Genomic DNA, 24,042 nt, shown 5'->3' on the forward strand with positions numbered 1-24,042 from the left:
GTGTTGTCTTAGATGGATAAATCGACCAGCCCAGGCGATGATTTTTGGACAAAAATTGACCTGGAGCTTCGCGCTTCCACGGTTAACGTCTATACGGATACGTCCGTCGAAATCAGGCTAGTCAACAACTCAGACCGTCTTGAATTGATCATACGTTCAGCAAGCTCGTCTAAATCTATCTACGGCAGGCCTAGCTTTGATTGGTACACGATGGTTGCCGGCGGGGCGCTGATGACCGCTGCCAAGTTTATCCTGAACCGTGAAACTACAACGCCACAGGTAAAGACCCAGAGAGAGGGAGGCAAAACCCTCTTCGCCATCTTAACGGAAACAAGGCAAGTCAAAGCCATCGACGCCAAGCCTTCCGGCGAGCCCTACGCTCCGCACGTACTGTCGGCTCTTATTTGGCGTATCGCGGGTACTTTAAACCGCGCCACAGGCTAAAATCCTAGTCCTGCTTGTCGGCGACGTCCGGCCGCCAGTCGAAGAGCTGCTTCAGCACTTCGATCGCCTTACGGCGGGGCTCAGGGATAGCGTCGCCCTGCTGCAGGATATACATGGCATCGCTGGCCGCGAGCGCGATCAGGTTCGAATGCGCCACCGGATCGACAAAGCGATAGGCCGGAAAGCCCGATTGCCGCGCCCCCAGAATGTCGCCTTCGCCGCGCAGCTTCCAGTCCATCTCGGCAATGCGGAAGCCATCTTCGGTGTCGCGCAGCAGCTCAAGCCGCGCCTTGGCCGTATTGCCGAGCGGAGTATCATACAAAAGAATGCAGGCGCTCTTTTCACGCCCGCGTCCGACTCGGCCACGCAGCTGGTGCAGTTGCGCCAGCCCAAAGCGCTCGGCCTGTTCGATAATGATGATCGAGGCATTGGGCACGTCGATGCCGACTTCAACGACCGTCGTGGCGCACAAGATGCGAACCTCGCCCTTGGCAAAGCGGCTGACGATCGCGTCCTTGTCTTCGGACGGCATGCGACCGTGGACCAGGCCGATTTCGATTTTCAGCGCTTCCTGTAGTTCGCGGTGGCGCGCTTCGACGGCGATCAGGTCCGACGCCTCGGTCTCTTCGACCAATGGACAAATCCAATAGGCCTGGCTCCCGGTCGCCAAGGCCGTCTGCAAACGCGCGATGACGTCGGGCAGGCGCTGGCGCGGCAGGACCGCGGTCTGGATCGGTTGGCGGCCGGCGGGCTTCTCATCGAGGATGCTGAGATCGGCTTCACCATATTGGGTGAGGGCGAGCGTCCGCGGAATGGGCGTTGCAGACATCGACAGGTAATGGACGGCGTCGCCCTTGGAGAACAGCTTCTGACGCTGGCTGACCCCGAAGCGATGCTGCTCGTCGATGACAGCCAGTTGCAGGGCGTGAAAGTTGACGCCTTCCTGGAAGACGGCATGGGTGCCGAAAACAACGGCCGCTTCACCCGATTCGACAACGGCGCGCTTGGCGGCGCGATCTTTCGGCCGGTCACGCCCGGTCATGATCACTGAAGAAATGCCGAGACCATCCAGAATTTCCTTGGATTTTTCATAATGCTGCCGCGCCAGGATCTCCGTCGGCGCCATCATGACACTCTGGAAGCCTGCCTCGGCCATGTCGATCATCGCGATCAGCGCCACCAGAGTCTTGCCGGCGCCAACATCGCCCTGAATCAGGCGGTTCATGCGGTGTCCGGAGCGCAGATCGCCGCGAACATCCTCGATCGCGCGTTCCTGGGCGCCCGTCAGCGCGAACGGAAGCGTCTTCAGCGCGCGATCGGACCACGCACGCGCATCGACGACACGCGCTGGCTGGGCCTGGCGATAGGACTTGCGCGCCTTAAGTGCCAACTGGTGTGCCAACGCTTCGTCATAGGCAAGGCGTTGACGGGGCAGGGCGTCGGGCGACAGATCCAGCTCGCTTTGCGGAGTATGACTTGCCTCCAATGCTTCATGAAAGGTCGGCCACAACTGCTTGTTTCGTAATCCAATATTGATCCATTCCGGAAGCTCCGGAACGCCCGCTATTGCCGTCTGAATCAGCTTTCGGACCGTGCGTGACGACAGGTCCAATGTCGCCGGATAGACGGGTTCGCATAGCGGGATTTCTTCTTTTCGCGCCTCATCGACGATATAGTCGGGGTGGGCCATCTGCAGATTGCCGCTGAAAGCCTCGACCTTGCCGCTGACATAGCGGCGCTCGCCGATCGGGTGCTGCTTCTCGAACCCACGAATGGAATGGAAGTAGACAAGGGTGAGGCGCCCAAAGTCATCAAACGTATCGATGCGCTGCGGCCCCTTGGGCGCGCTGCGAAAGCCAGCCATGGTGACTTCAATCGTCTGGACCTCGCCGACGCGCGCCGACGCGGTCGTCGTCAAAGGCCTGCGGATAACGCCCGAGGGCAGCAAAAACACCAGATCGCGCACGTGTTCGCCGGCGTGTTGCGCCAGGATCGGCGCAATCTTTGGGCCGACACCTTTGACGGTGCCGACACCGGCAAAATAGGGGAATAAAATTTCCGGACGCATGGGCTTATCAAGCACCAAAAATGGTTTATGAGAAGCCCGGTCGGCATTGTTTCCGATATAGTTTGAGGACAACTTCCATGGATGAGACCGAGGCCCGCGAAGCCAGACGCCGCAAGCTGTCTTTCCGTGCGTGGCGCCGCGGCTTCAAGGAGGCCGACATCATCCTGGGCAATTTCGCCGACGAAGCCCTGCCGACCATGTCAGACGCTGACATGGATGTGTTCGAAGTGCTCTTGGAAGTGCCCGATCAGGACCTATATGGCTGGATAATCGAGCGCGATCCGACGCCTGCCGACCACCAGTCGGAAATCATGAAGCGACTCAATATCTTCTACAAGACAGCTTACAAACACGTACTGTAATCCCGGCATGACCGTTTTCTCCCATATTTCCGATTCCGATGCAGCATTGACGCTTTCGGGTGTTCCTGAAGGCTTTGACGCGCTGGTGACTGCCGATCTTGCGAAACGCGAAGCCGTCAGCGTCTTTGTCGCGCGCGATTTCGGCCGCATGACCGCCGTCACCGAAGCGCTTAAATTCTTCGCACCCGAACTGGAAATTCTGCCTTTCCCGGCGTGGGACTGCTTGCCTTACGACCGCATGAGCCCGACACCGGGCATTGTTGCGCAACGCATGTACGCCCTGGCGCGCCTGGCCGGTTACAAGACGAAAAAGCCCGAAAAGCCCGTCCTGGTGCTCACCACCGCTGCAGCGATTGTCCAGAAGATTCCGCCACAAGCCGTTGTGCGCGAAGGCTATTTGTCACTCAAGCCGGGCCAGACCCAGGACATCGCCAAGCTGGAAGCCTATTTCCAGGGCCAGGGTTATACGCGTGTCTCAACCGTATCGGAACGCGGTGAATTTGCGGTACGCGGCGGTCTGCTCGACGTGTTCTCGTCGTCGTCCGACGAGCCCGTTCGTCTTGACTTCTTTGGCGACAGCCTCGAATCCATTCGCAGTTTCGATCCGGAGACGCAGCGGTCGCTGAAACAGATCCCTTCGCTCGACTTCACCGCCGTGTCGGAAATCCGCATGGACGAAGCCAGCATTTCGCGCTTCCGCCAGCAGTATCTTGCGACCTTCGGCGCCGCCGGCGACGACCCGCTCTATGCCGCGTTGTCGGCCGGCATACGCCGTCAGGGCATCGAGCACCTGCTGCCGCTGTTCTACGACCGTCTCGACAGCGTTTTCGACTATCTGCCCGACCGCACCCTGATCATGCTCGACGCCTTGGCAGACAACGCCGTCGCCGAGCGCGAAGCCACGATCCACGACGCCTATGAACTGCGCGCCGAAGCTTCGAAAGAGAAGGGCGGTGGAGGCTATCGCGCCTTGCCGCCCAAGCGCCTCTATCTCGATGAAGCCGACTGGAAAACGGCCCTGGCCGATCATCGCACGCGCCGCTTCGAGCCATTTGATCACGAAGCCAAGAACGTTGTCGATCTCGGCGGCCGTCCCAGCCGCAACTTCGCGCAGGAACGTCTGCTCGATTCGACCAACCTGTTCACCGCCGTCACCGACCACGCCAAGGCCTTGTCCAAACAAGGCAAGCGCGTGCTGTTCGCCTCATGGAGCGAAGGCTCTTCCGAGCGCCTGGGCCAGATGCTCGACGACCACGGCATGGGCAAAATGCGCCTGGCGACCTCCTGGGAAGATGCGCAAAGCTTCGGCGTCGGCGGTACCAAGGCCAAACCGGTGCAGCGCGCTGTCCTGCCACTCGATCATGGGTTTGAGACCGAATCCATGGCGGTCATTTCCGAGACCGACATACTGGGCGACAGGTTAGCCCGGCCGCGTAAACGCCGGCGGGCACAGAACTTTCTGGCCGAAGCCTCGGCGCTTACGCCCGGCGACCTGGTCGTGCACATCGAACACGGCATCGGCCGCTATGACGGACTGAAGACCCTGGACGTTGCCGGCGCGCCGCACGACTGTCTCGACCTGCAATACGCCAATGACGCCAAGCTATACCTGCCGGTCGAAAATATCGACCTGCTGACGCGATATGGCGCCGACAGCGACAGCGCGCAGTTGGATAAGCTGGGCTCGGCAAGCTGGCAGTCGCGCAAGGCCAAGGCCAAGCAGCGCCTGCGCGAAATGGCCGATGGCCTCATTCAACTCGCGGCCGCACGCGCCTTGCGTGAAGGCACGCGTATCGATCCGCCGTCGGGTCTTTACGACGAGTTCTGTGCCCAGTTCCCGTACGAGGAGACCGACGACCAGCTCCACGCCATCACCGATGTCCTCGAAGACCTCGGCAAGGGCCAGCCGATGGACCGCCTCATCTGCGGCGATGTCGGGTTTGGCAAGACCGAAGTCGCGTTGCGCGCGGCCTTTGTCGTCGCCATGTCCGGCCAACAGGTGGCAATTGTCTGTCCGACGACGCTGCTGGCGCGCCAGCACTTCAAGACCTTCACCCAGCGCTTCCAAGGCTGGCCGGTGCGCGTGCGCCAGCTGTCACGCCTGGTCGCCCGTAAGGACGCCGACGAGACGCGCGAAGGCCTGAAGAAGGGTGAGATCGAGATCGTCATCGGCACCCATGCGCTTCTGTCCGAACAGGTGGCGTTCAAGGAGCTGGGTCTCGTCATCGTCGACGAAGAGCAGCACTTCGGCGTCAAGCACAAGGAAAAGCTGAAGACCTTCCGCGCCGACGTTCACATGCTGGCCCTGTCGGCGACGCCGATTCCGCGCACCCTGCAAATGGCGCTGTCAGGCATCCGCGACATGTCGATCATCGCGACGCCGCCGGTCGATCGCATCGCCGTGCGCACCTATGTCCTGCCTTATGATCCGGTGGCTTTGCGGGAAGCTTTGCTGCGTGAGAAATATCGCGGCGGCCAGGCCTATTACGTCGTGCCCCGTCTGAGCGACCTGCCGGACGTCGCCGATTTCCTGCGCGTGCAGGTACCGGAAATCAAGTTCATTACCGGCCACGGCCAGTTGTCGCCAACGGCCCTGGAAGACGTCATGAGCGCCTTCTATGACGGGCAATACGATGTGCTGCTGTCGACGACCATCGTCGAATCTGGCCTGGATGTGCCAACAGCCAATACCTTGATCGTCCACCGCGCCGACATGTTCGGCCTGGCGCAGCTTTATCAGATCCGTGGCCGTGTCGGTCGCTCGAAATCGCGCGCCTATGCGTATCTGACGACACCGGCGCACCGGACACTGAGCCTCGCTTCAGAAAAGCGCCTCAAGGTATTGCAATCGCTCGATAATCTCGGCGCAGGCTTCCAACTGGCCAGTCACGACCTCGATATTCGCGGCGGCGGCAACCTGCTGGGCCACGAACAGTCGGGCCATATCCGCGAAATCGGCGTCGAGCTCTATCAGCAAATGCTGGAAGACGCCGTCGCCGAGTTGCGTTCGAAGACTTCGGACAGCCTGACCGACAATCGCAGCTGGTCGCCGCTGATCAATGCCGGCGCCGCCGTCATGATCCCGGAGGCCTATATACCGGACCTGAATATTCGCCTGGCGCTGTATCGCCGCGTTTCGGAAGCCGAGAAGCTGGCCGATCGCGAAGCCCTGGCGTCGGAACTGATCGACCGCTTCGGCCCGATCCCGCAAGAAGCCGAACAGCTTCTGAAAGTGGTTGGAATCAAGGGGCTATGCCGGGAAGCGAATGTCGCGAAGATCGACGTCGGTCCCAAGGGCGCGGTCGTTACCTTCCGCAATGACAGCTTCGTAAATCCGCTGGGACTGGTGAAGTTCACCCAGAGTCAGCCGAACTGGCGCCTGCGTCCCGACCAGAAGATGTCGGTCATCGGTGAGTGGCCCGATGCCGCCCAGCGTCTGGTTGCGGCGGAAAAGATCGTCAAGGAACTGGCGCGACTGGCGGCGGAAAACTGATGGATATCCGTCCCGAACAGCCCGAGGACACCACCGCCATCGGCGATGTCGTGACCGCGGCGTTCGGACAGGCAGATGAAGCACGGCTGATCGAGACCCTGCGGGCGGATGGCAATATTGCCGCCTCGCTTGTGGCAGTGCTCGATGGCAGGATTATCGGCCATGTACTGTTGTCGAAGATGCAGGCGCCATTTTCCGCCGTGGCCCTGGCGCCTTTTGCCGTGCATCCGGCCTATCAGGGGCAGCGTGTCGGTGGGACACTTATGCGCACGGCGATAGCCCGAGCGCGGCTACTCGGCGCCGAAGCCATCTTCGTTCTGGGTGATCCGGCCTATTATTCGCGCTTTGGCTTCAAGGTCGAGGCAGCGTCTCAGTTCACGTCGCCCTATGCAGGCCCGCATCTGATGGTTCTGGCGATGGGCGGTACGCTGCCGGTCAGTGAGGGCGTGATCGTCCACGCTCCGGCGTTCAGCGAACTCTAGACAGCCTGGCGCCCACGCACACCGACAGCTTCCGCCGCCCGGGTCAGTGCCACCGCCGCCGGTTCGCCTTCCAGCATCTCAGCGACGCCGACTTCAAATTCGACGACATAGGGCGCCTTGCCCTGGCCGGAATCGAAGGCCGTGCAACCGATAACGGCCGCGATGCGTTCGGCGACATTGCGCGCGGCGGGCAGGGGCGTCGCCGGCAGGGCCAGGGCGAACACATCGTTCGACAGCCGGCCGCCGGTATCTTCAGCACGAACCAAACGCGCGATCATCGAGCCGATCTGCGGCACGGCATTGTCGAGCAGCTTCTTGGCGCGAGCGCGGACGACTTCGGGCGTATCGGCGATCTTGAGTACGCAGATGCTCAAGGGGCGATTGCGAGCGTCGGCGGCCTTGGACAAACGCGCCAGGTGCGACGCGAACAGGTCGCGGCCGAACAGCCCGGTCGCCTTGTCGATCTCCGGATTGCGCCGCATGGACTCAAGCGTCTTGCGGATCGTCAACTGGCGGCGGTGGCTGCGGGCCAGCCGCATCAGCCGGTCGGCGATTTCCTGAACACCGGCCCGGGCGTTGGCGATGTCGTTGACACCGCGCAGATAGGCATCGCCAAGATCGAGTTCGACGGCGTCGTTGAGGCGCAGCAGCACCGGCGTGTGATAAAGCCGCGTGTTACGCCGCATGCCCGACGCCACCGACAGCGCTTCGGAGGGTTGTTCGCCACTCCACAGCAGCACGGCGTCAAAGCTCTTGTCGTGCAGGTAATCGAAGGCGCTATAGCTTGACAGGGCCGCGATCGTTTCTGCGCCCTGACGGCGCAGTTCGTGGGTCAGGGCCAGATATTCCGGGTGCGGCTGGCCTATCGACAGCAGGCTCAGCGGCGCCTGATCCTCCATCAGCCGGTCAGCTTGTTCCAACGGAATATCGAAGGTCTCGCAACGCGTGTCATATTCTTCCTCGGCCACGCAGGCGCGCACCATGTGCTCGACCGTCAGCAGAATCTGTTGCGGATGCGCAGCACGTGTAAAGGCCATGTCCCAGCCTTCGGGCACCTGAAAACCGTCGTCCTCGCGCGCCATGATCAGCGGGACACGGCGCGGCCAGGCGGCGGCGCGCAGCTTGTCGAGCAGATAGGGCGTGGCTTTTTCGCTAGCTTCGTCGACCATGACCGCTTCAATAGGCAGGTCGGACAATGCAGCGTAGGCCGCGTCAGGATGGCGCGCGCTCAGCGTCTGCAATCCCAGCCGGTCGAGCTCATCGCTCATGCCCTGCATCCAGCCATCGGTCTGGCCCAGCAGCAAGAGACGGGGATTGATACTCACGCGTTTAGCACTCCCGAAGACATCGACTCACGTGTTCCACGACTGGATACCAGTCTTAAGGCGCAACAGTAAACAGACTCACTCATATCTCATGAGTTTCCAGCGTCCTCGACGCGGCTGACGCGAAAAACCCAATAATTATCGCGGACTTCCTGCCCATCGAGGACAAGGCCATTTTGCGTGCAGAAGTGCGGAACATCGATCTGGGCCATCGGATCATCGGCCATCAGCGTGACGCGTCCAAACGTTTCCATGGCGCGACGCAGTTTCAGTGTCGGCACGGGACAGCGATGGCCACGCGCATCAATGACGGTTTCGGTTTCAGGCATCAGAAAAGCTTTGGGCCGTTGTACGAGCGGATATCTCGCACAACGGCCCAAAATCGCAATCCCTGTTTTATCAGGCGGCCTTTTTCGCCGGTTTCAGGGTCTTCAGCTTCTCGGCATGCGCCTTGATGAGCGCCTGTGTCGAGGTGTCGGTGTTAAATACGCTGTACCAGCCTTGCGGCTCGTGCGGCGGGTCGCCGACATAAGCCGTTTCGCCCCGCAGCATCTTGTAGTCCTTATGCAGGGCGCGGCCTGCGCCGCCCCAGGCCCAGAAGTTCGAGCCAGCGACCGGCGTGTCGTGGCTGATGGCGTCTTCCACGGCCTTGTAGATCATGGCGTAGAACTTGTCCTTGTAGACGGTCGGCGTGCCGGGCTCATAGGCCGTGTCGTCGCGCGGGAAGCCGAACTCTTCGAACACCACCGGCTTGCCCAGCTTCTGCGCCATCTTGATGTGGGCATTGATATAGGTCTGCACCTTTTCCGCGCCACCATCGAAGGTGCCGGCCAGGTTCTTGCCGTCAACCCACGACCAGTTCTGCGGCCAGATATGCGCCGTCAAATAGTCGATATGTTCATGAGCCTTTTCAACGATATGCGCCTGGTTGTTCGCGCCCATCAGGCCTTCATGGCCTAATGACACCAGGTGATTCTTGTCGAGCGAACGGATCAGGGTCGCCGTGTCCTTGATCCAGCCGTAATAGGCCTGTTCGTTGGCGGCGACCGAGGCTTCTGAACCGCCCGGACGTGGTTCGTTCGACAACTGCCAGGCCATGACGGTCGGATCATCGGCGTAAGGCTTGCCAGTGATGGAGTTGGTCCGCGTGACGATCTTTTTGACGTTGGCGTAGTAGACGTCCTTGGCGGCCTGGCTGTGATAGAATTTCGAAGATTCGTTGGCGAATTCCGGCCACGGATGGGCGGGATCGCCGGCGTTGATGTAGTGGCCGCCATTGACATAGTACTGCAGCGTCGTCATGCCGCCGGACCATTCCCAGAAGTTGGTAAGGTACAGGACCGTGCGCATGTCGCGCTTCTTCATCTCGGCCAGTAGATAGTCGAGACCGGTGAGCAGGTCGTCATTATAATCGCCTGGCTTGTTGAGCGTCGCCGGATCGAGCGAATTGTTGAGCGGTGACAGCTCCGACAGGGCCAGGACGCGCAGGTTGTCGATCCCCAGCGCCTTCATGTCGTCCAATTCCTTGCCCAGGCGCGCGCGATCGCCAAAGGCCGCCGTTGAGCCCAGATAGGCGCCGTACCAGATGTTGGCGCCGACATAGCGATAGGTTTGGCCGCGCAGCTTGAAGACAGTGCCTTCGACGGTGACGAAGTCAGAGGCGGGCTTTTTGGCCTTGGCCTTTGTCTTGGATTTGCGCGCCTTGGCGTCTGCTACGCCTGTAGCAGACACGGCGGTCAAAGCGAGGGCAGAGGCCAGCAGGCCCCGGCGTGAAACTGACGTCATGTGATGTCCTTCCTGCTGAATTCTTCTTGGCCGGCATTCCGGCATAAGCCAATTTTGTAGTCCAGAATAATAAAATACGAAATATTTAATCGTCAGATTAATCAAAATTGTTTGGACATACCAAGTCATACCACATGAAGTCTTACCGGGTATGTCTATGAAAAACCGGGACAATCTGCATTCGCGCTCGCAATACCAGAATGGCTATACCTTGCCATTGCGACGCCTTGTTGGTGCGTCCGCCGCGGACACGCCGGAATATGGTCCTACAGGTGTAGAACCTTTAAGAAACAGATCAAATGACGCGTTTAAGCTCTCTTCGAATCTGCAAGCGATTTCAAAGAGTCACATCAATTGGCTAAGGAGAGGTTAACTAGAGGGCGACGACGCTTTCGCCCTTTTCCAGCAGGGCGTAACCGTTCATGCGGCGATAGGGCCTCAGGCGCTCTTCTGCTGCAAATTGCATGAAAAAGCGGCCTATCGGGCCGGCGGGGAGGTCGCGCCCCACTTTGCGGCCTTCTTCACCAATGAAGCGCATATCTTTGATCTGCCAATGTTTTTCGGCAAAGAAGCGCTGCCAGGAATCCGCTTCCGGCCCTGGATCGAACAGGAAGGGCGCGCTGTGTGCCAGGCGCTTGCGAATGCCGCTACGCACCGAAACCGTCTGGAATAGGGGTGACGAATAGTCGGCGATCCAGAAGGCGATATTATCTTGCGCATCAAGATCTTTCGCCAGACTGCCGACTGCGTCATTGCTCAGGTAAGGAATAACGCCTTCGGTCAGGACCAGGATCTTCCGGCCGCGCGCATTGACGTCAGCCAGCAGATTGCGGCGTTCGGCGTCGTCCGACAAATCGCAAGCGATGCGCTCAAGTCGGCAGACCGGCTTTTCATCCGCCAGTGTCTTGGTCTTGTAATCGATCATATGGACGAAGTCGGCTTCGATCCATTGGAAGTCCGCCGGCAGATCTAGGCGGTAGGGGCGGGCGTCCAGACCGGCGCCAAGATTGAGTACCAGATCGACCCCGCCTTTTATCGCATCCAGGATAAGCGCATCGATGACCAGGGTCCGGACCGACATCGTCCATTGCATGGCGCGTTGAGCACCCATGTGTTTGGCCACCCGACGGCCGCGCTCACCGGAAAGCTTTTCGGCCAAGGGATCACGGAAGAGGGCATCGCGTCGGCGCGTCTCTACAGCGCGGTAATGGGCGACCCAAAACGCCGTGTCCGACACATGATCTACGGTATCCGCCATTGTTTCCTCCTTCGCGGGCTTTGCCATCGTTCTATGGCCGGCGCACTCGCATAACAAGGCTTACACGCAGCTTATGGCAGCAGCAATCGGCGGACATGCCAAGATTATGCGCGGCCTGATAGAATGGACCTGGTTCGGAGGGCCCGCATGAGGAGATAATCGTGCGCCTATCTCACAGAAATGAACCCGTTGGCGACCGCCGAAGTCTGAGTGACGACACAAAAATGGGGTTGGTGCTCCTGGTCGTCGCGCTTCTGGCCGTCGGCGGCTATGCGCTTTTTGAATTCGCCGGGTTTATCGCCGGAGCGATATCACATTAAAAAAGGACGGCAGACGCCGTCTTTTTTAATGTCAGCAATCGTACGTAGCAGATAGCCCGCATAGTCCCGAAGTTCAGACGATGTTAGGTGAGACGGTCGGGACGTTAAACCATGTACCAGAGGTGATCATGCTTCATGCGGAGTACTGTCGCATCTAACCTTCGGTCACGGCTATTGATATAGAAGGCCCTCAGTCGCTCCCAACTACGTATATCCTTGTGTTTGGGCGCCTTGAACGCCTGGCCGACAAACCGCATTGCCACTCCGCATTGGGGGCATGCGTTTCGGTAGCCGTCTTCAAATTCCAATAGGGCTACAGGCAAGGGCTTTCCAACCGGAACCAGCTCTGAAGCCCGCGCCCACGAGCTTGCGCGCTTGAAGCACTTCCGGTAGCTAAAGCACGCGTATTTCGTGAGACGGTGGTACCTCAGCTCCATGATTTCCGCGATCCAGAGAACGAATACAGAGCAAGGACTTGGGAAAGGTGGCGGACAGAGTGAGATTGGCTACGCTTCGCTGCTTAACGATGCTTGCCCTTCGGGTGCCTTCGGCATCGTGCGGCCTTTCGGCTCGCACCGGACTCGCTTTATTCCGTGAGTTCGAGTCCACACTCAGCACTTCATATCAAAACCCCACTCTGTGGGGCTTTGATATGAAGTGGCGGACAGAGTGAGATTCGAACTCACGGTAGGCTTCCACCTACGGCGGTTTTCAAGACCGCTGCCTTAAACCACTCGGCCATCTGTCCATCTTGGCAAGCAAGAGAGCGGGCTTGTAACGCGCACCGCCAAGGCTGCCAAGTGGTTTTTGCATGTCGGAAACTTCCAATCTCACAAAGTGAGGGGGAGACGAGGTTTTGACATCATTAACCATCAATTTCCGACTTGCTGCCATCCTTGAACCAGCGTTCCACTCCCGAGTTCCAATGCCGCCACGCCTCGCCAAGCCTCTCAACATAGTAACCCTGAGCGTCGTATCGCTCATGGTCCTGAGCGCATGCGGCACAACACGACCGAGCGGCAGTATCGCCGGGCCGTCAGTCGATCGCGACGGACGCTACAAGCCGGCAAACCTCAGGCCCTACACAGTGCGCGGCAAGACCTATCAGCCGGAAATCCCGAAGGTCGGCTGGTCGGAAACCGGCCTGGCGTCATGGTACGCCTACGAATCCCCATCGGCCACAACGGCCAATGGCGAGCATTTCGACACCGACCAATTGGCTGCCGCCCACAAAACCCTGCCGCTGCCCAGCATTGCCGAAGTCACCAATCTCGACACCGGCCGCAAGGTGCGAGTTCGCGTCAACGACCGCGGGCCATTCGTCGACGGCCGCGTCATCGACCTGTCACGCGAAGCCGCAAGAGCCTTGGGTACCTACAATAACGGCACGGCGCGGGTCCGCGTCACTTTTCTGGGTCCCGCCGATCCAACCGGCGCCGCGAAGGCCTATGGCGGACCGGCGCGCGTGTCCGACGACAACATGAGCTACATCGTCCAGATCGGCGCCTTTTCCCAGCGCGACAACGCCGAAGCCGCGCATGACAGGCTCGACGGGGCACATATCCGCGAACGGGACGGCCTCTATATTGTCTACCTCGGACCGTTTTCCGGCGCCGCCAAGGCCGAAACAGGACGCCAGCGGGCGATCAGCGCCGGGTTCGGCGACAGCGTCCTCAGGCGCGACAACTGAAAAATTGTCTTGAGATTGCGGCGCAACCCGGTCTATCTGCGCCCCTGTGAGCACGCAATCCGACACATCCCTGAATGCCGTACGCGGCCGCTTCATCGCCTTCGAAGGCGGTGAGGGCGCGGGCAAGTCCACGCAGGTCAAGGCGCTGGTTCAGCGCCTGCGCGACCTTGGCCTCGAAGTCGTTCAAACGCGCGAACCGGGTGGTTCCGAAGGCGCCGAAGCCTTGCGAGACCTGCTGGTGCAAGGCGATGCCGGGCGCTGGTCGCCCATGAGTGAGCTTCTGATGATGTACGCCTCACGCTCGGATCACCTGGAAAAGGTCATCCGGCCGGCGCTGGCGCGCGGCGCCTGGGTGGTCTGCGATCGCTTTGCCGACTCGTCGCGAGCCTATCAGGGCGCCGGCGGCGGTGTCGCGCCCTACATCATCGAACAGATCGATTCCGCTGTCGTCGCCGAGACTCAGCCCGACCTGGTTATCGTCATGGACATGCCTGTCGAGGCCGGCCTTGCACGTGCTGCCTCACGCGCCGACAAGGAAAACCGCTTCGAATCCAAGGGCCTGGCCTTCCATGAACGCCTGCGCGAAGGCTTTCTCCACCGCGCCGTCGCCATCCCCGAACGCTACCGGATCATCAATGCCGACCAGACCATCGAGATCATCCGTGACCAGGTCTGGGACACGGTCAGCGGCGTCTTCGACGAACTCCGAGGACACTGAGATGGCTGACGCGGTCCTGACACAGCCAAGGGACACGTTTGCGCTCGAACAGATCGATGCCCAGGATGCCGCGTTCATTTCCGCCTACGACCGCAACCGGCTGCACCATGCCTGGCTGCTGTGCGGCCCGCAAGGTCTGGGCAAGGCCAGCTTTGCCTTTCGTTGCGCACGTTTTCTGCTCGGCAAGACGCGCGATGAAGAGTTCGGCGCATTGGGCATGTCGCCTGAAGATGCCGACGTCCGATTGGTCACCGCCCAGGCGCATCCGGACCTTCTGGTGCTGGAACGCGAGATGGGCGAGACCAAGCTCAAAAAGAATATCAGCGTCGACGCCGTCCGCGAAATTGGCGAGTTCTTTTCCAAGGCCCCGTCGCGTTCGCCCTATCGCGTCTGCATCATTGACTCCGTTGACGACCTAAATATCAATTCAGCCAATGCTTTGTTGAAAATTCTTGAAGAGCCACCTCATAAGGGCGTCATCTTCCTGATTTCACATTCGCCGGGAAAACTGCTGGCAACCATCCGTTCCCGCTGCCGGCGGCTCAACTTCGCCACCTGGACCGACTCCACCGTCCGGGGCTTTGTCCAGAGCCGCATGGACGTCGAAGACGAGCATCTTGGCCGGCTGGTCCGGTTGGCGCACGGTGCGCCGGGCAGGGCGCTGGGCCTTGTAGACGAAGGGGCTCTGGAGCTCGACGCCTTCGCCGGACAGCTTCTGTCGCCGCAAAAACCCGATCGCGCCACGCTGATGGCCATGGCCGCCCAATTCAAATCGTCGTCGGCCAAGTCGGACGGCGCGCGTCGTTTCGCGACTTTTATCGCCTGCTTGAGCGACCGCATCCAGGATCGCGCGCTCAGCGCCGAGACGCCACAAATTGGCCAATCCTTTGCGCAACTGTGGTCACGGCTCAGCAATAGCGTTGCCGAAATCGAATCCGTCAATCTTGATCGCGGAGACTATTTTTGGTCAATTTACAGTGACTTGTCACGCATAAGCTAAGATTATATGTGAGCCTATATGGTTGATTGCCTATATATTGATTCCCACGTCAATCTGCACGCACCACAGTTCGACGAAGACCGCGCGGAAACCATTGCCCGGGCCCGGGAAGCGGGCGTCGGGCTGATGGTCAACATCTGTGATCGCGTGTCGAACTTCGATGCCGTCTATGCCATCGCTGAGCAAAATGCCGACATCTGGGCCACGGCTGGCACGCATCCGCACGAGGCCAAGGAGAACCCCGAACTGACCGTTGCGGACCTGTTGGCCCTGGCGGAAAAGCCAAAAGTCGTCGGCATCGGCGAATGCGGCCTCGATTTTCACTACGATTACAGCCCGCGCGACGTCCAGGCGGCCGTCTTCCGTGTCCACGTCGCTGCCGCGCGCGAAAGTGGCTTGCCGCTCGTCGTACATACGCGCGAAGCCGATGACCTGATGGCGCAGATCCTCGAGGAAGAGCACGCAAAAGGCGCCTTCAAGCTGCTGCTGCACTGCTATACCTCAGGACCAGAACTGGCCAGACGTGCGGCGGCTTTGGGCGCATGGTTTTCCGTATCCGGCATCGCGACCTTCAAAGCGGCCCAGGACGTCCGCGACATCATCAAGGACATGCCGATCGACAAGATCATTGTCGAAACGGACTGTCCTTATCTGGCGCCAATTCCGATGCGCGGCCGGCGCAATGAGCCGGCCTTCGTGTCGCATGTCTATGATAAGTTAGCGGAAATTCGGGGTTGGGGCCGCGACTATACGCGCAACACGACGCACGACGCCTTCTTCAAACTGTTCGACCGCATCGACCGGCCGGAGGCCTACGCACGATGACGCAGAAACTGCGTGTCACCATACTGGGGTCTGGATGTTCAACCGGTGTGCCGCGCGTTGACGGCTATTGGGGAGCATGCGATCCGCAAAACCCCAAAAACCGCCGTAACAGGTGCTCGGCCTGGGTGTCGGCCTACGACGACGCTATGCGGGACAAGCTGACCAGTGTCATAATCGACACGTCACCAGATCTGCACCACCAGGTAATCGCCGCCGCCATTCCAAAGGTCGATGCCGTTCTGTGGACGCACGACCATGCCGACCAAACCCACGGTATCGATGATTTGCGGGCTTTTATCTTTCACCGCGAAACGCCGATAGACGGCTATATGGACCAGGCGACGCACGATACCTTAATGTCCAGATTTCGTTATGCTTTTCGCGGAAATCAAGGCTATCCACCGGTATACACAGACCACCTCATCCCGCCACACGGAACAAGATGGGGCGTTGCAGGTGAGGGGGGGACCATTCCGGTCCGGACCTTCGATCAGCAGCATGGCCCGATTCGCAGCGTCGGCTACCGGTTGGGTGATGTCGCCTACAGCAGCGACGTTTCAGACATTCCCGAAGAAAGCTTCGAAGCATTGTCAGGTCTTAAGCTCTGGATCGTAGATGCATTGCGCTATACGCCGCATCCGACCCATTCGCACCTGGAGAAAAGCCTGGAATGGATCGCACGGGTCAAACCCGACCACGCCATCCTAACCAATCTGCATCAGGATCTCGACTACGATGCGTTAAAAGCGGTTTTGCCGGCCAATGTCGAGCCGGCCTATGACCAGTTGACCGTTGAAGTGACGCTATAAGTCTTAACGACAAAACGCAGCCAAAGGTTAACACGCGAGACGCCAGATTCAGGCTCAATTAGTATCGACCGGAATGCCAGCATAGGTCGGAGCAATGGCGCGATCGTGGTGCGCGAACATCGTCTTGTCGACCGTATACAGTGTCAGGATCGCCGTAATCAGCACCAGCACAAAGGCCAACAGGCTCAGACCGTTGATGCGCGCCTTGTGATCTTCCGGCGAAATGATGCCGTCACCAAGGATGGTGGCGTGCAGTGTCAGATGGCCGAAGCTGTCGGTCGACGGTTTGAAGATGGCGGCGGAAGTTGTAGCCATGACGCAATTTCCTTGAACTCACGATAGCCGGTATGTGCGGCTGTGAGACTGACGGTATCGCGACGCTCATAAGTCTTAAGTTCGATACCGGTGTTGTGCCGGTAAGGAAGCCATAAGATGGCCCGGATTACGGTTATCCGTGGGAAATGCGCCACAACGGTCATTTTATTTCCCATAATATTTATTATACGATGAATATATGGAGCCGCAAAATACAAATGTCAGCGCCATAGCACCTACGGCCCGCCTACTGTGGCAATGGTGGCAGCAATGGCGTATTCAGCCCTTCAAAGGGATCGGCCCACGCATCCATTGACTCCAGACGCTCATTCCATTTGCTGATATTGGGGTATTCGGCCAGCGGCAGTTTAGCCACATCGTTAAAGGGCAGAAATGTCGCCATACGAAAATCTGCATAGCTGAGCCCGCTTTTCAGCAGGAAGTCTCTACCCTGCAAATGTGCGTCGAGCTGTTTCGCACTGCTATGGAACAGCGCAAGGCCCTTTTGGATTTCTATCGGATCGACTGGGCCATGGTGGTAGCGTTGCTTAGTCCCCAGTTCGTAATGAACCATATCGCAGCCATGGACAAAACTTGGCTTGCCCCAGCTGATCCAACGGATCATGTCGGGCAAATCGGCGTCCAGTCTCCAGAAATTCGACTCGGCCAGTATCGACAGACGACATGCAATAGCGTCCGTCTCCCACAGCGAATGCCCGTTCTCAACCAAAATTGGAATGCGTTGTGTTGGATTAAGCGCCTTGAATTTTTCAGCGTGTTCGGCAGAAAACGGCGCCGCAAATTCAAACTGAACAGGTACTTGCAAATGCCGGGCGACGGCCAGAGCGAGCCGTGGGTTAGGATTGCGGGAGTAATATAATACAGTCAACGGCTCTTCTCCAATCTGTCACCCAATTATCAATATCCCATCGACTCGGCATGTCCCCGGCGCAGTACGGCAGCGGACTTCAGGCCGGCATTCTCAGCTGACAAGTTACATTAACATCACGATATCAGTGTGGACCTGACCAAGAAGAGTCAGTAGGCGACCCCGGCCCCTGCTGGCACCACAAAGCTCCCAAACGCACTGACCAATGACGATCGACGGCGAGATCAGCCGCTGATGATTTGCGCAAAATTACAATCTCCGACGCCCCTGTCCCGGTAATTTGGCCCCGTTGAACACACGCGGAGCTACGAAAATGAACCGTCGCGATTTTGCCAAAAACCTCTTCGCAGCCGGCCTTCTCGGTAGCGCCTTGTCTCGCCGCACCCTTGCACAGGAGCCCATCGCCATGACCAAGCCCACACCCTTTAAAATCGCCATTTCCGACGAACAGCTCGCCGATCTCAAGCTGCGTCTGCAGCATACGCGCTGGCCGGATGAACCTGCCGATGCAGGATGGATGACCGGCACAAACCTGGATTATATGAAGCGGCTGACCGACTACTGGCTCAATGATTATGACTGGCGGAAAGCCGAGGCCAGCCTGAACGCCCTGCCGAACTACAAGGTCGAAATCGAAGGCATTGACCTGCACTTCGTCCATAAAACGTCGAAGAAGACGGACGCACCGGCAATTCTTTTGATCCACGGTTGGCCGGACAGCTTTTACCGGTATCATAAGGTCGTGGACGCCCTGGCGGAGGAATTTAACGTCGTCGTGCCGTCGATCCCGGGCTTTGGCTTCTCCGGCAAGACAGCCCTCCCCGTAGACAAGGTGGCGGATATTTTCGCCAATCTTATGAGTGACATCTTGGGTTACGACCGCTTCATCGCTGCGGGCGGCGACGGCGGATCGGTCATCTCCATGTCTTTGTCGCAACGTCATCCGTACAAGCTTCTCGGGTACCATGTAACCGACGTAGGCTACCCGGACCATACGACGGATTTTAGTGTCCTGAGCGAGCCGGAGCAAACCTATGCGGGCGCCATTCAGCAGTGGTTCTTTGCCCATGGCGCGTTCAACCTCGTCCAGAGCACAAAGCCGCAAAGCCTCGCCTTCGCGATGAATGACTCGCCGGTCGGACTGGCGGCATGGATCATGAGCTTCATGGCTGGAATGGGGTTGGGCGATGAGGCAGACGCCCGATTTGGCCGTGATGCCCTTTTGACCAACATCATGATCTACTGGTTGACGGAAACGGCAGGCTCATCCTTCCGTAATTACAACCAGAATGCCATGCAGCCACCGACCATCAAGGGGCAAAATACCAGGGTTCCGGTCGCGGTGGCAACGGAAGCGCCGATCCCAGGCGGTGTGCGCCTGCCCCGCGAATGGGCGGATCGCCAGACTGGCGGAAACGTGGTGCAGTTTCATGACATGACAAAGGCAGGCCATTTCGCGGCCTGGGAAGACCCGACCTTTTACGTCAATGATATCAAGACCTTTGCCATGCTCATCGCGAGATAACTGAAATAGGACCTGACGCCGGACGCGTACATCGCCGGCGTCAGATCTTGTGAACGGCTTCGAGATTTGATGGCAATGCCCCCATTATCTTCTTTATCGATTTGATCATGTGCGGCTGATCGGTGTAGCCGAGATCGATGGCCACCGCGGCGGCGTTTTCACCGTCTTTCAGACGCCGCACGGCTTCCTGGGCCCTCCGGATCAGCTGAAAGTCTTTTTGCGTAATCCCCGTGGTATTCTTGAAATGCAGCTGCACCGAACGCCTGGAGGCAGCCCTGGGCTTTGCAGTAAAGGCCTTCGCGACTGTGTCATCGGACAGGAGGAGCCCTGCCCTGATCATTGCGTCGACAAGGCTCTCGGCGTTCTGAAACGTTGGCAGCGGCAAGTCGATGCCATCCAGTAAAAATCGTTCGGCCGTGACTTCCAACGGACGGATAGCCGCGCCGGTTCGCACCTCCTTGTCACCCGCCAGATAGACATGGGCGGCGAAGGAAATAACGACCGAGGATTCACCTTCCAGATACGGCACCTCGACCGGCTCCGTTGCCTGGCCACTCAGAAACACGAAGGATTTCCCGCCCGGCGCCACACTGCGGATCAAATCCCAGGAACCGTCCGGCGTAGCCCTGTATATCCCGTCGTTTAGACAGATGGTCTGCCAGACCGTATCGATCCAGGGATGGAGTGACTGGCGGCGCGTATGCTTCTGAACCATGACCGCCTGCTCCGTCGGAAAATGTTGCGCCGCCTTGCCCCCACACGCACTATCATTTGCGGCAGTCTTCAACCAGTCGCAATGCGCCTGCTTCCGGAAATTTATCGTTTATCGATATTATCGTTTGACAATAAATCGCGACATCGCATTATCGTTTATCGATAAGGATGAATTCACGGAGTCAACAATGTCATCTCATCACAATGCGTCGTTTGCGAATGCTTTATTTCAGCCGATTTCGACCGTGGCCTCCCGTCTGCGGGACCCGCTTCTGATCGGAACCCATTTTGTTTCGCTCCTTTGCATGGTCGGTTTGGCTATTATGGCCGTGGTATCAGCGGGCACGTCCCTGCTTGTCTGGCTGATAAAAGATCAAATGGCGGCCGCGATGACCGGCATTAAGTATGTGGATGCCGGCAGTATGCCCTTTCTCATGTCGATGAACTTGTTGGCGGTCGCCGCCATGGCAATCCTCGGTTTTGCCTTCCTGGCGCAACTGCGGCGGCTTGTAAGCAGCGTCGCCGAGGGCAATCCCTTTGTGCCGGAAAATGCGCGCCGTCTGGAGGTAATGGGATGGCTGAGTATCGTGGCAAATCTTCTGGCGTTGAAGACTGGCGGGCTTTGGGTGTGGGCGGCAGCGCTGATGCACGGCCAGGACCATACCTATGCGCAAGCTCTGCACGGTTCGGGCATCAACCCCGGCGGCTGGTTGCTGACCCTGGTGCTGTTCGTCCTCGCTCGCGTTTTTCGGCAGGGTATTTCCATGAGCTGGGATCTGGAAGGGACTGTCTGATGCCCGTCATCGTCAAGCTGGACGAATTGCTGGCAAAACGAAACATGACGCTGACTGAACTGGCCAGCCGCGTGGACATCACCCTTGCCAACCTGTCCATTCTCAAAACCGGTAAGGCAAGGGCCATGCGGTTTGGAACGCTCGAAGCCTTATGTCGGGCGTTGCAGTGCCAGCCCGGTGATCTTCTGACCTTCACCGACGACGGTCCCGTGGATCAATAGACATTAGCGCCTTTCCGCCCAAACACGCATTGGCAAATCAGCTACTTCGTCGTAATTCTAGGTGGGGCTGCTGATTTGACAACCGTCTTTGACAATTGCCCGGTGCTGACCGGACAAGGGGGAAACTTGACCACACAGTCTCCGGCGCCAGCCCAACCCGCTCAACGCCAGGTGAAGCTGGGGCAGATGCTGGCCTTTATCGGTCCATGCGTGCCGTTCGCAGCGCTTGGCCTGCCGCTCGTCGCCATCCTGCCCGAATATTACGGCACCCAGTTACAGTTGGGGGGCATTGTCGGCCTGATCTTCTTCATCGTGCGCTGCTTCGATATCCTGATCGATCCTCCGCTTGGCTACTGGATGGACCGTACGCGCAGCAAACTCGGCCGCTTCAAGCTGTGGATGCTGTTGTGCCTGCCCGTCCTGTTTATCAGCACAGGGTTCATCTTCCTGGCACAGAAGGGGGTCGGCAATCATTACCTCGGGATCTGGCTGTTCGTCCTTTATGTCGGGTTCTCGATGGCGGCGCTGAGTCAATCGAGCTGGGGCTCGGTGCTGTCGACCGACTACGATGAACGCTCGCGCATTTTCGCCTTCTGGCAGGTCGGCAATATCCTCGGCATCATCTGCGCTGCGGTCATCCCGGTCGCTGCCCAGGCCCTGGGTCACACCTATATCGAAGGCGTACAGGCGGTTGGCATATTCATCATGATCGTCCTGCCGCTGACAATAGGCATCGCTATGCTCGTCGTGCCGGAAAAGGTTTCCAACGCCTCCACTCACGACCTGAAGCTCAGCCACTATTTCGATATGTGGAGGCGCAAGAATGTCCGCTGCATTCTGTGGGCCGACCTGTTTATGGGGCTGGCGCCGGGCATCATGGGCGCCCTGCTCTTCTACTTCTTCGAACAGGTGAAGGGGCTGACGCGCATGGAGGCCTCCATCGCCATGCTGCTCTATTTCGTCGCCGGCATAGTCGGCGCGCCGATCTGGGTCCTGGTGTCGAAAAAATTCAACAAGCACGTGACCCTCATCTGGTCGAGTGTCCTGTTCGCAGTCCTCTACGCGGCCATGGCTTTTGCGCCGCAGGGCAATTTCATCGGCTGCGCCATCCTGACCTTCCTGAACGGCATCCCTTACGCCGCCTCGCTACTGCTAACGCGCGCCCTGATGGCCGATATCGGCGATGAGGTGCTGGCGGAAACCGGCCACGACCACAAGGGCACGCTGATGGCCATCCTGTCAGCCACCACCAAGGTCGGTTACGCCCTGTCGGCTCTGACCATCACCATCCTTGGCTGGCTGGGCCTGAACGTCAAAGTGCCGTCGGCAAGCCCGGCCGAAGCGCTGATGTGGGTGCAGATCTTCTTCGTCGGCCTGCCCGTCGTGTTCCTGATACTTGGCGCCCTGGTCATGAAGGACTATGACCTGACGCCGGAAAAGCACCGAGCCATCATGGACCGGCTGCGCGCAAAGGAAATCGTGTGACCGACGCCTCCGCCATCAATGCCCTGCTCGAAGTCATGCGCCGTCTGCGCGATCCGGAAACCGGCTGCCCGTGGGACAAGGAACAGACCTTCGCAACGATCGCGCCCTATACTGTCGAAGAATCCTATGAGGTCGCCGACGCTATTGCGCGCGACGACATGCGCGACCTGAAAGAAGAACTGGGCGACCTGTTGTTCCAGGTCGTCTTCCATAGCCGTATCGCCGAAGAGGCCGGCCTGTTCAGTTTCGATGACGTCGCCAAGGGCATGGCGGACAAGCTGATCCGCCGGCACCCGCACGTCTTCGGTGACGTCATGCACCGCACCGCCGACGAACAGACGGTCGCCTGGGAGCAGGTCAAGGCCGAGGAGCGCAAGGCCAAAGACAAGGGCGGCGTATTGGACGACGTCCCCGTCGGCTTGCCGGCCCTCACACGCGCCGCCAAGCTGACCAAGCGCGCCGCACGCGTCGGCTTCGACTGGCCGAGCCTTGGCGAAGTCCTCGAGAAGCTCGATGAAGAGACACAGGAGCTGAAGGCCGAGATTGCCGCCGGCGACACCGAGAAGGCACGCGGCGAGTTGGGAGACCTTCTGTTCGTCATGGCCAATCTGGCGCGCAAGCTCGAGGTCGAGCCCGAAGACGCCCTGCGCCTGACCAACGCAAAGTTCGTCCGCCGTTTCGAAGCGATCGAGGCGGCGCTTAAGGCCCAGGGACGCACGCCAGAACAGTCATCACTGGCGGAAATGGACGCATTGTGGAATGCGGCCAAGACGATCGAAAAGGCTTAAGAGTCAGCATTTTATTTTCATTGCAAAATAAAAGTCACAGATTTTAATTGTTATCCGCAACCGGAATTCGCACCCTCCTTGCGAATCGAAAGCCGACAGCGTTAAGACTTGTGAATGTCCCAGCGTTCATCGTCAGAGTCCGTCATGCCGCGTGCCAAGAAACCCGCTCCCCAACCGGAGGCATCACGCCCCCGTTCCCGGCTGATCCGCGGTGATGCGCCCAAGGCGGCCAAGCCGGTCGTCAAGACCGCGAAGCCCATGGGCCGCCGGTCGCTGTGTCCGATCAATCTGGTGCTTGAGGCCGTTGGCGACAGCTGGTCGATGCTGATCATCCGCGACCTCATGCTGCGCGGCCACACCGGCTACCAGGCCTTCCTGCGTTCCGAGGAAAAGATTGCCACCAATATCCTCGCCGACCGGCTGATGCGGCTGGAACAGAATGGCCTGATTACCAAGTCGCCCGACCCGGCCGATGCCCGCAAATTCATCTACCGGCTGACGCATAAAGGCGCCGATCTGGCGCCGCTTCTGGTCGAAATGACGCTCTACAGCCTGAAGCATGAGCCGCGGATCGACATGCCCAAGGAAGTCATCGCCGAGATGCAAAAGAACAAGCAGGCCTTTGCATCCAAGCTGAGCCGTCACTTCACACCGCGTGCACGCAAGGCGCCAAAGATCGAGGCCGATCCCGCCGAAGAAACGCTCAGCCTATTTTAATTCAGCGCTTTCTGA

General features: G+C 59.1%; 23 protein-coding genes and 1 tRNA gene. 15 read left to right on the forward strand and 9 right to left on the reverse strand.

What is annotated here, in order from left to right:
- Nucleotides 1–12 precede the first annotated feature (12 nt).
- Nucleotides 13–444, forward strand: coding sequence for a hypothetical protein (locus AC1DON_RS15670; RefSeq protein ID WP_476935743.1), 432 nt, complete (start codon nucleotides 13–15; stop codon nucleotides 442–444).
- 4 nt (nucleotides 445–448) lie between these two features.
- Here AC1DON_RS15670 and recG read toward each other — a convergent pair whose 3' ends face one another.
- Nucleotides 449–2,512, reverse strand: a complete 2,064-nt coding sequence (gene recG / locus AC1DON_RS15675) for an ATP-dependent DNA helicase RecG (protein ID WP_476935744.1) — start codon at nucleotides 2,510–2,512, stop codon at nucleotides 449–451.
- 77 nt (nucleotides 2,513–2,589) lie between these two features.
- On the opposite strand from recG, the gene AC1DON_RS15680 reads away from it, so the two are divergent.
- From AC1DON_RS15680 to AC1DON_RS15690, 3 genes are read left to right on the forward strand one after another with little or no spacing between them, the layout of a single operon-like run.
- A complete protein-coding gene (locus tag AC1DON_RS15680) occupies nucleotides 2,590–2,874 on the forward strand; it encodes an FAD assembly factor SdhE (protein ID WP_476935745.1) in 285 nt (94 codons plus the stop codon).
- A gap of 7 nt (nucleotides 2,875–2,881) precedes the next feature.
- Entirely contained in the window at nucleotides 2,882–6,367 is a 3,486-nt protein-coding gene (gene mfd / locus AC1DON_RS15685; protein WP_476935746.1) for a transcription-repair coupling factor, read from the forward strand.
- On the forward strand, nucleotides 6,367–6,849 hold the full coding sequence (locus AC1DON_RS15690; RefSeq protein ID WP_476935747.1) for a GNAT family N-acetyltransferase: 483 nt from the start codon (nucleotides 6,367–6,369) through the stop codon (nucleotides 6,847–6,849). The genes mfd and AC1DON_RS15690 overlap by 1 nt, the downstream gene beginning before the upstream one ends.
- Here AC1DON_RS15690 and AC1DON_RS15695 read toward each other — a convergent pair.
- From AC1DON_RS15695 to AC1DON_RS15715, 5 genes are all read right to left on the reverse strand, one after another.
- Nucleotides 6,846–8,174 (reverse strand): diguanylate cyclase domain-containing protein, encoded by a 1,329-nt coding sequence (locus AC1DON_RS15695; protein ID WP_476935748.1) that lies wholly within the window; start codon nucleotides 8,172–8,174, stop codon nucleotides 6,846–6,848. The genes AC1DON_RS15690 and AC1DON_RS15695 overlap by 4 nt on opposite strands.
- Before the next feature lie 89 nt (nucleotides 8,175–8,263).
- Complete coding sequence (locus AC1DON_RS15700) at nucleotides 8,264–8,503, reverse strand: sulfurtransferase TusA family protein (protein WP_476935749.1); 240 nt, start codon at nucleotides 8,501–8,503, stop codon at nucleotides 8,264–8,266.
- Between the two features lie 70 nt (nucleotides 8,504–8,573).
- Nucleotides 8,574–9,959 carry a glycoside hydrolase 5 family protein gene (locus AC1DON_RS15705; RefSeq protein ID WP_476935750.1) on the reverse strand — a complete coding sequence of 462 codons (1,386 nt, stop codon included), beginning with the start codon at nucleotides 9,957–9,959 and terminating at the stop codon, nucleotides 8,574–8,576.
- Between the two features lie 373 nt (nucleotides 9,960–10,332).
- Entirely contained in the window at nucleotides 10,333–11,217 is an 885-nt protein-coding gene (locus AC1DON_RS15710) for a class I SAM-dependent methyltransferase (RefSeq protein WP_476935751.1), read from the reverse strand.
- 978 nt (nucleotides 11,218–12,195) lie between these two features.
- Nucleotides 12,196–12,285 (reverse strand) — tRNA-Ser (locus AC1DON_RS15715).
- 177 nt (nucleotides 12,286–12,462) lie between these two features.
- Here AC1DON_RS15715 and AC1DON_RS15720 point away from each other — a divergent pair.
- Genes AC1DON_RS15720 through AC1DON_RS15740 form a run of 5 tightly spaced genes read left to right on the forward strand, consistent with a single transcriptional unit; the run spans nucleotide 12,463 to nucleotide 16,579 of the window.
- Nucleotides 12,463–13,227: a septal ring lytic transglycosylase RlpA family protein gene (locus AC1DON_RS15720; protein WP_476935752.1), complete on the forward strand. Its 765-nt coding sequence runs from the start codon at nucleotides 12,463–12,465 to the stop codon at nucleotides 13,225–13,227.
- A 46-nt stretch (nucleotides 13,228–13,273) separates the two neighbouring features.
- Nucleotides 13,274–13,945, forward strand: coding sequence for a dTMP kinase (gene tmk / locus AC1DON_RS15725; RefSeq protein WP_476935753.1), 672 nt, complete (start codon nucleotides 13,274–13,276; stop codon nucleotides 13,943–13,945).
- A 1-nt stretch (nucleotide 13,946) separates the two neighbouring features.
- Complete coding sequence (locus AC1DON_RS15730) at nucleotides 13,947–14,945, forward strand: DNA polymerase III subunit delta' (RefSeq protein ID WP_476935754.1); 999 nt, start codon at nucleotides 13,947–13,949, stop codon at nucleotides 14,943–14,945.
- 18 nt (nucleotides 14,946–14,963) lie between these two features.
- Nucleotides 14,964–15,770 (forward strand): TatD family hydrolase, encoded by an 807-nt coding sequence (locus tag AC1DON_RS15735; RefSeq protein ID WP_476935755.1) that lies wholly within the window; start codon nucleotides 14,964–14,966, stop codon nucleotides 15,768–15,770.
- On the forward strand, nucleotides 15,767–16,579 hold the full coding sequence (locus AC1DON_RS15740) for an MBL fold metallo-hydrolase (RefSeq protein WP_476935756.1): 813 nt from the start codon (nucleotides 15,767–15,769) through the stop codon (nucleotides 16,577–16,579). Before AC1DON_RS15735 ends, AC1DON_RS15740 begins: the two co-directional genes overlap by 4 nt.
- 54 nt (nucleotides 16,580–16,633) lie before the next feature.
- Here AC1DON_RS15740 and AC1DON_RS15745 read toward each other — a convergent pair whose 3' ends face one another.
- Both AC1DON_RS15745 and AC1DON_RS15750 read right to left on the reverse strand, forming a co-directional pair.
- Entirely contained in the window at nucleotides 16,634–16,894 is a 261-nt protein-coding gene (locus AC1DON_RS15745) for a hypothetical protein (protein WP_476935757.1), read from the reverse strand.
- A 247-nt stretch (nucleotides 16,895–17,141) separates the two neighbouring features.
- Entirely contained in the window at nucleotides 17,142–17,783 is a 642-nt protein-coding gene (locus tag AC1DON_RS15750; RefSeq protein WP_476935758.1) for a glutathione S-transferase family protein, read from the reverse strand.
- Between the two features lie 406 nt (nucleotides 17,784–18,189).
- Here AC1DON_RS15750 and AC1DON_RS15755 point away from each other — a divergent pair, with 406 nt between their 5' ends.
- A complete protein-coding gene (locus AC1DON_RS15755) occupies nucleotides 18,190–19,308 on the forward strand; it encodes an epoxide hydrolase family protein (protein WP_476935759.1) in 1,119 nt (372 codons plus the stop codon).
- Between the two features lie 40 nt (nucleotides 19,309–19,348).
- Here the strand turns inward: AC1DON_RS15755 and AC1DON_RS15760 are convergent, their stop codons facing one another.
- Complete coding sequence (locus AC1DON_RS15760) at nucleotides 19,349–20,023, reverse strand: helix-turn-helix domain-containing protein (protein ID WP_476935760.1); 675 nt, start codon at nucleotides 20,021–20,023, stop codon at nucleotides 19,349–19,351.
- A 187-nt stretch (nucleotides 20,024–20,210) separates the two neighbouring features.
- Here AC1DON_RS15760 and AC1DON_RS15765 point away from each other — a divergent pair, with 187 nt between their 5' ends.
- The 5 genes from AC1DON_RS15765 to AC1DON_RS15785 all read left to right on the forward strand — a co-directional run bounded on the left by AC1DON_RS15765 (nucleotide 20,211) and on the right by AC1DON_RS15785 (nucleotide 24,027).
- Nucleotides 20,211–20,816: a DUF2975 domain-containing protein gene (locus tag AC1DON_RS15765; RefSeq protein WP_476935761.1), complete on the forward strand. Its 606-nt coding sequence runs from the start codon at nucleotides 20,211–20,213 to the stop codon at nucleotides 20,814–20,816.
- The gene (locus tag AC1DON_RS15770; RefSeq protein WP_476935762.1) at nucleotides 20,816–21,037 is read left to right on the forward strand and encodes a helix-turn-helix domain-containing protein; all 222 of its coding nucleotides are present in this window, start codon (nucleotides 20,816–20,818) and stop codon (nucleotides 21,035–21,037) included. Before AC1DON_RS15765 ends, AC1DON_RS15770 begins: the two co-directional genes overlap by 1 nt.
- Before the next feature lie 126 nt (nucleotides 21,038–21,163).
- Nucleotides 21,164–22,522 carry an MFS transporter gene (locus AC1DON_RS15775; RefSeq protein WP_476935763.1) on the forward strand — a complete coding sequence of 453 codons (1,359 nt, stop codon included), beginning with the start codon at nucleotides 21,164–21,166 and terminating at the stop codon, nucleotides 22,520–22,522.
- The gene (gene mazG, locus AC1DON_RS15780; protein WP_476935764.1) at nucleotides 22,519–23,310 is read left to right on the forward strand and encodes a nucleoside triphosphate pyrophosphohydrolase; all 792 of its coding nucleotides are present in this window, start codon (nucleotides 22,519–22,521) and stop codon (nucleotides 23,308–23,310) included. The genes AC1DON_RS15775 and mazG overlap by 4 nt, the downstream gene beginning before the upstream one ends.
- 114 nt (nucleotides 23,311–23,424) lie before the next feature.
- Nucleotides 23,425–24,027 carry a winged helix-turn-helix transcriptional regulator gene (locus AC1DON_RS15785; RefSeq protein ID WP_476935765.1) on the forward strand — a complete coding sequence of 201 codons (603 nt, stop codon included), beginning with the start codon at nucleotides 23,425–23,427 and terminating at the stop codon, nucleotides 24,025–24,027.
- Nucleotides 24,028–24,042: the final 15 nt, after the last annotated feature.

It is taken from the genome of Asticcacaulis sp. P4_H10, from assembly GCF_056400965.1.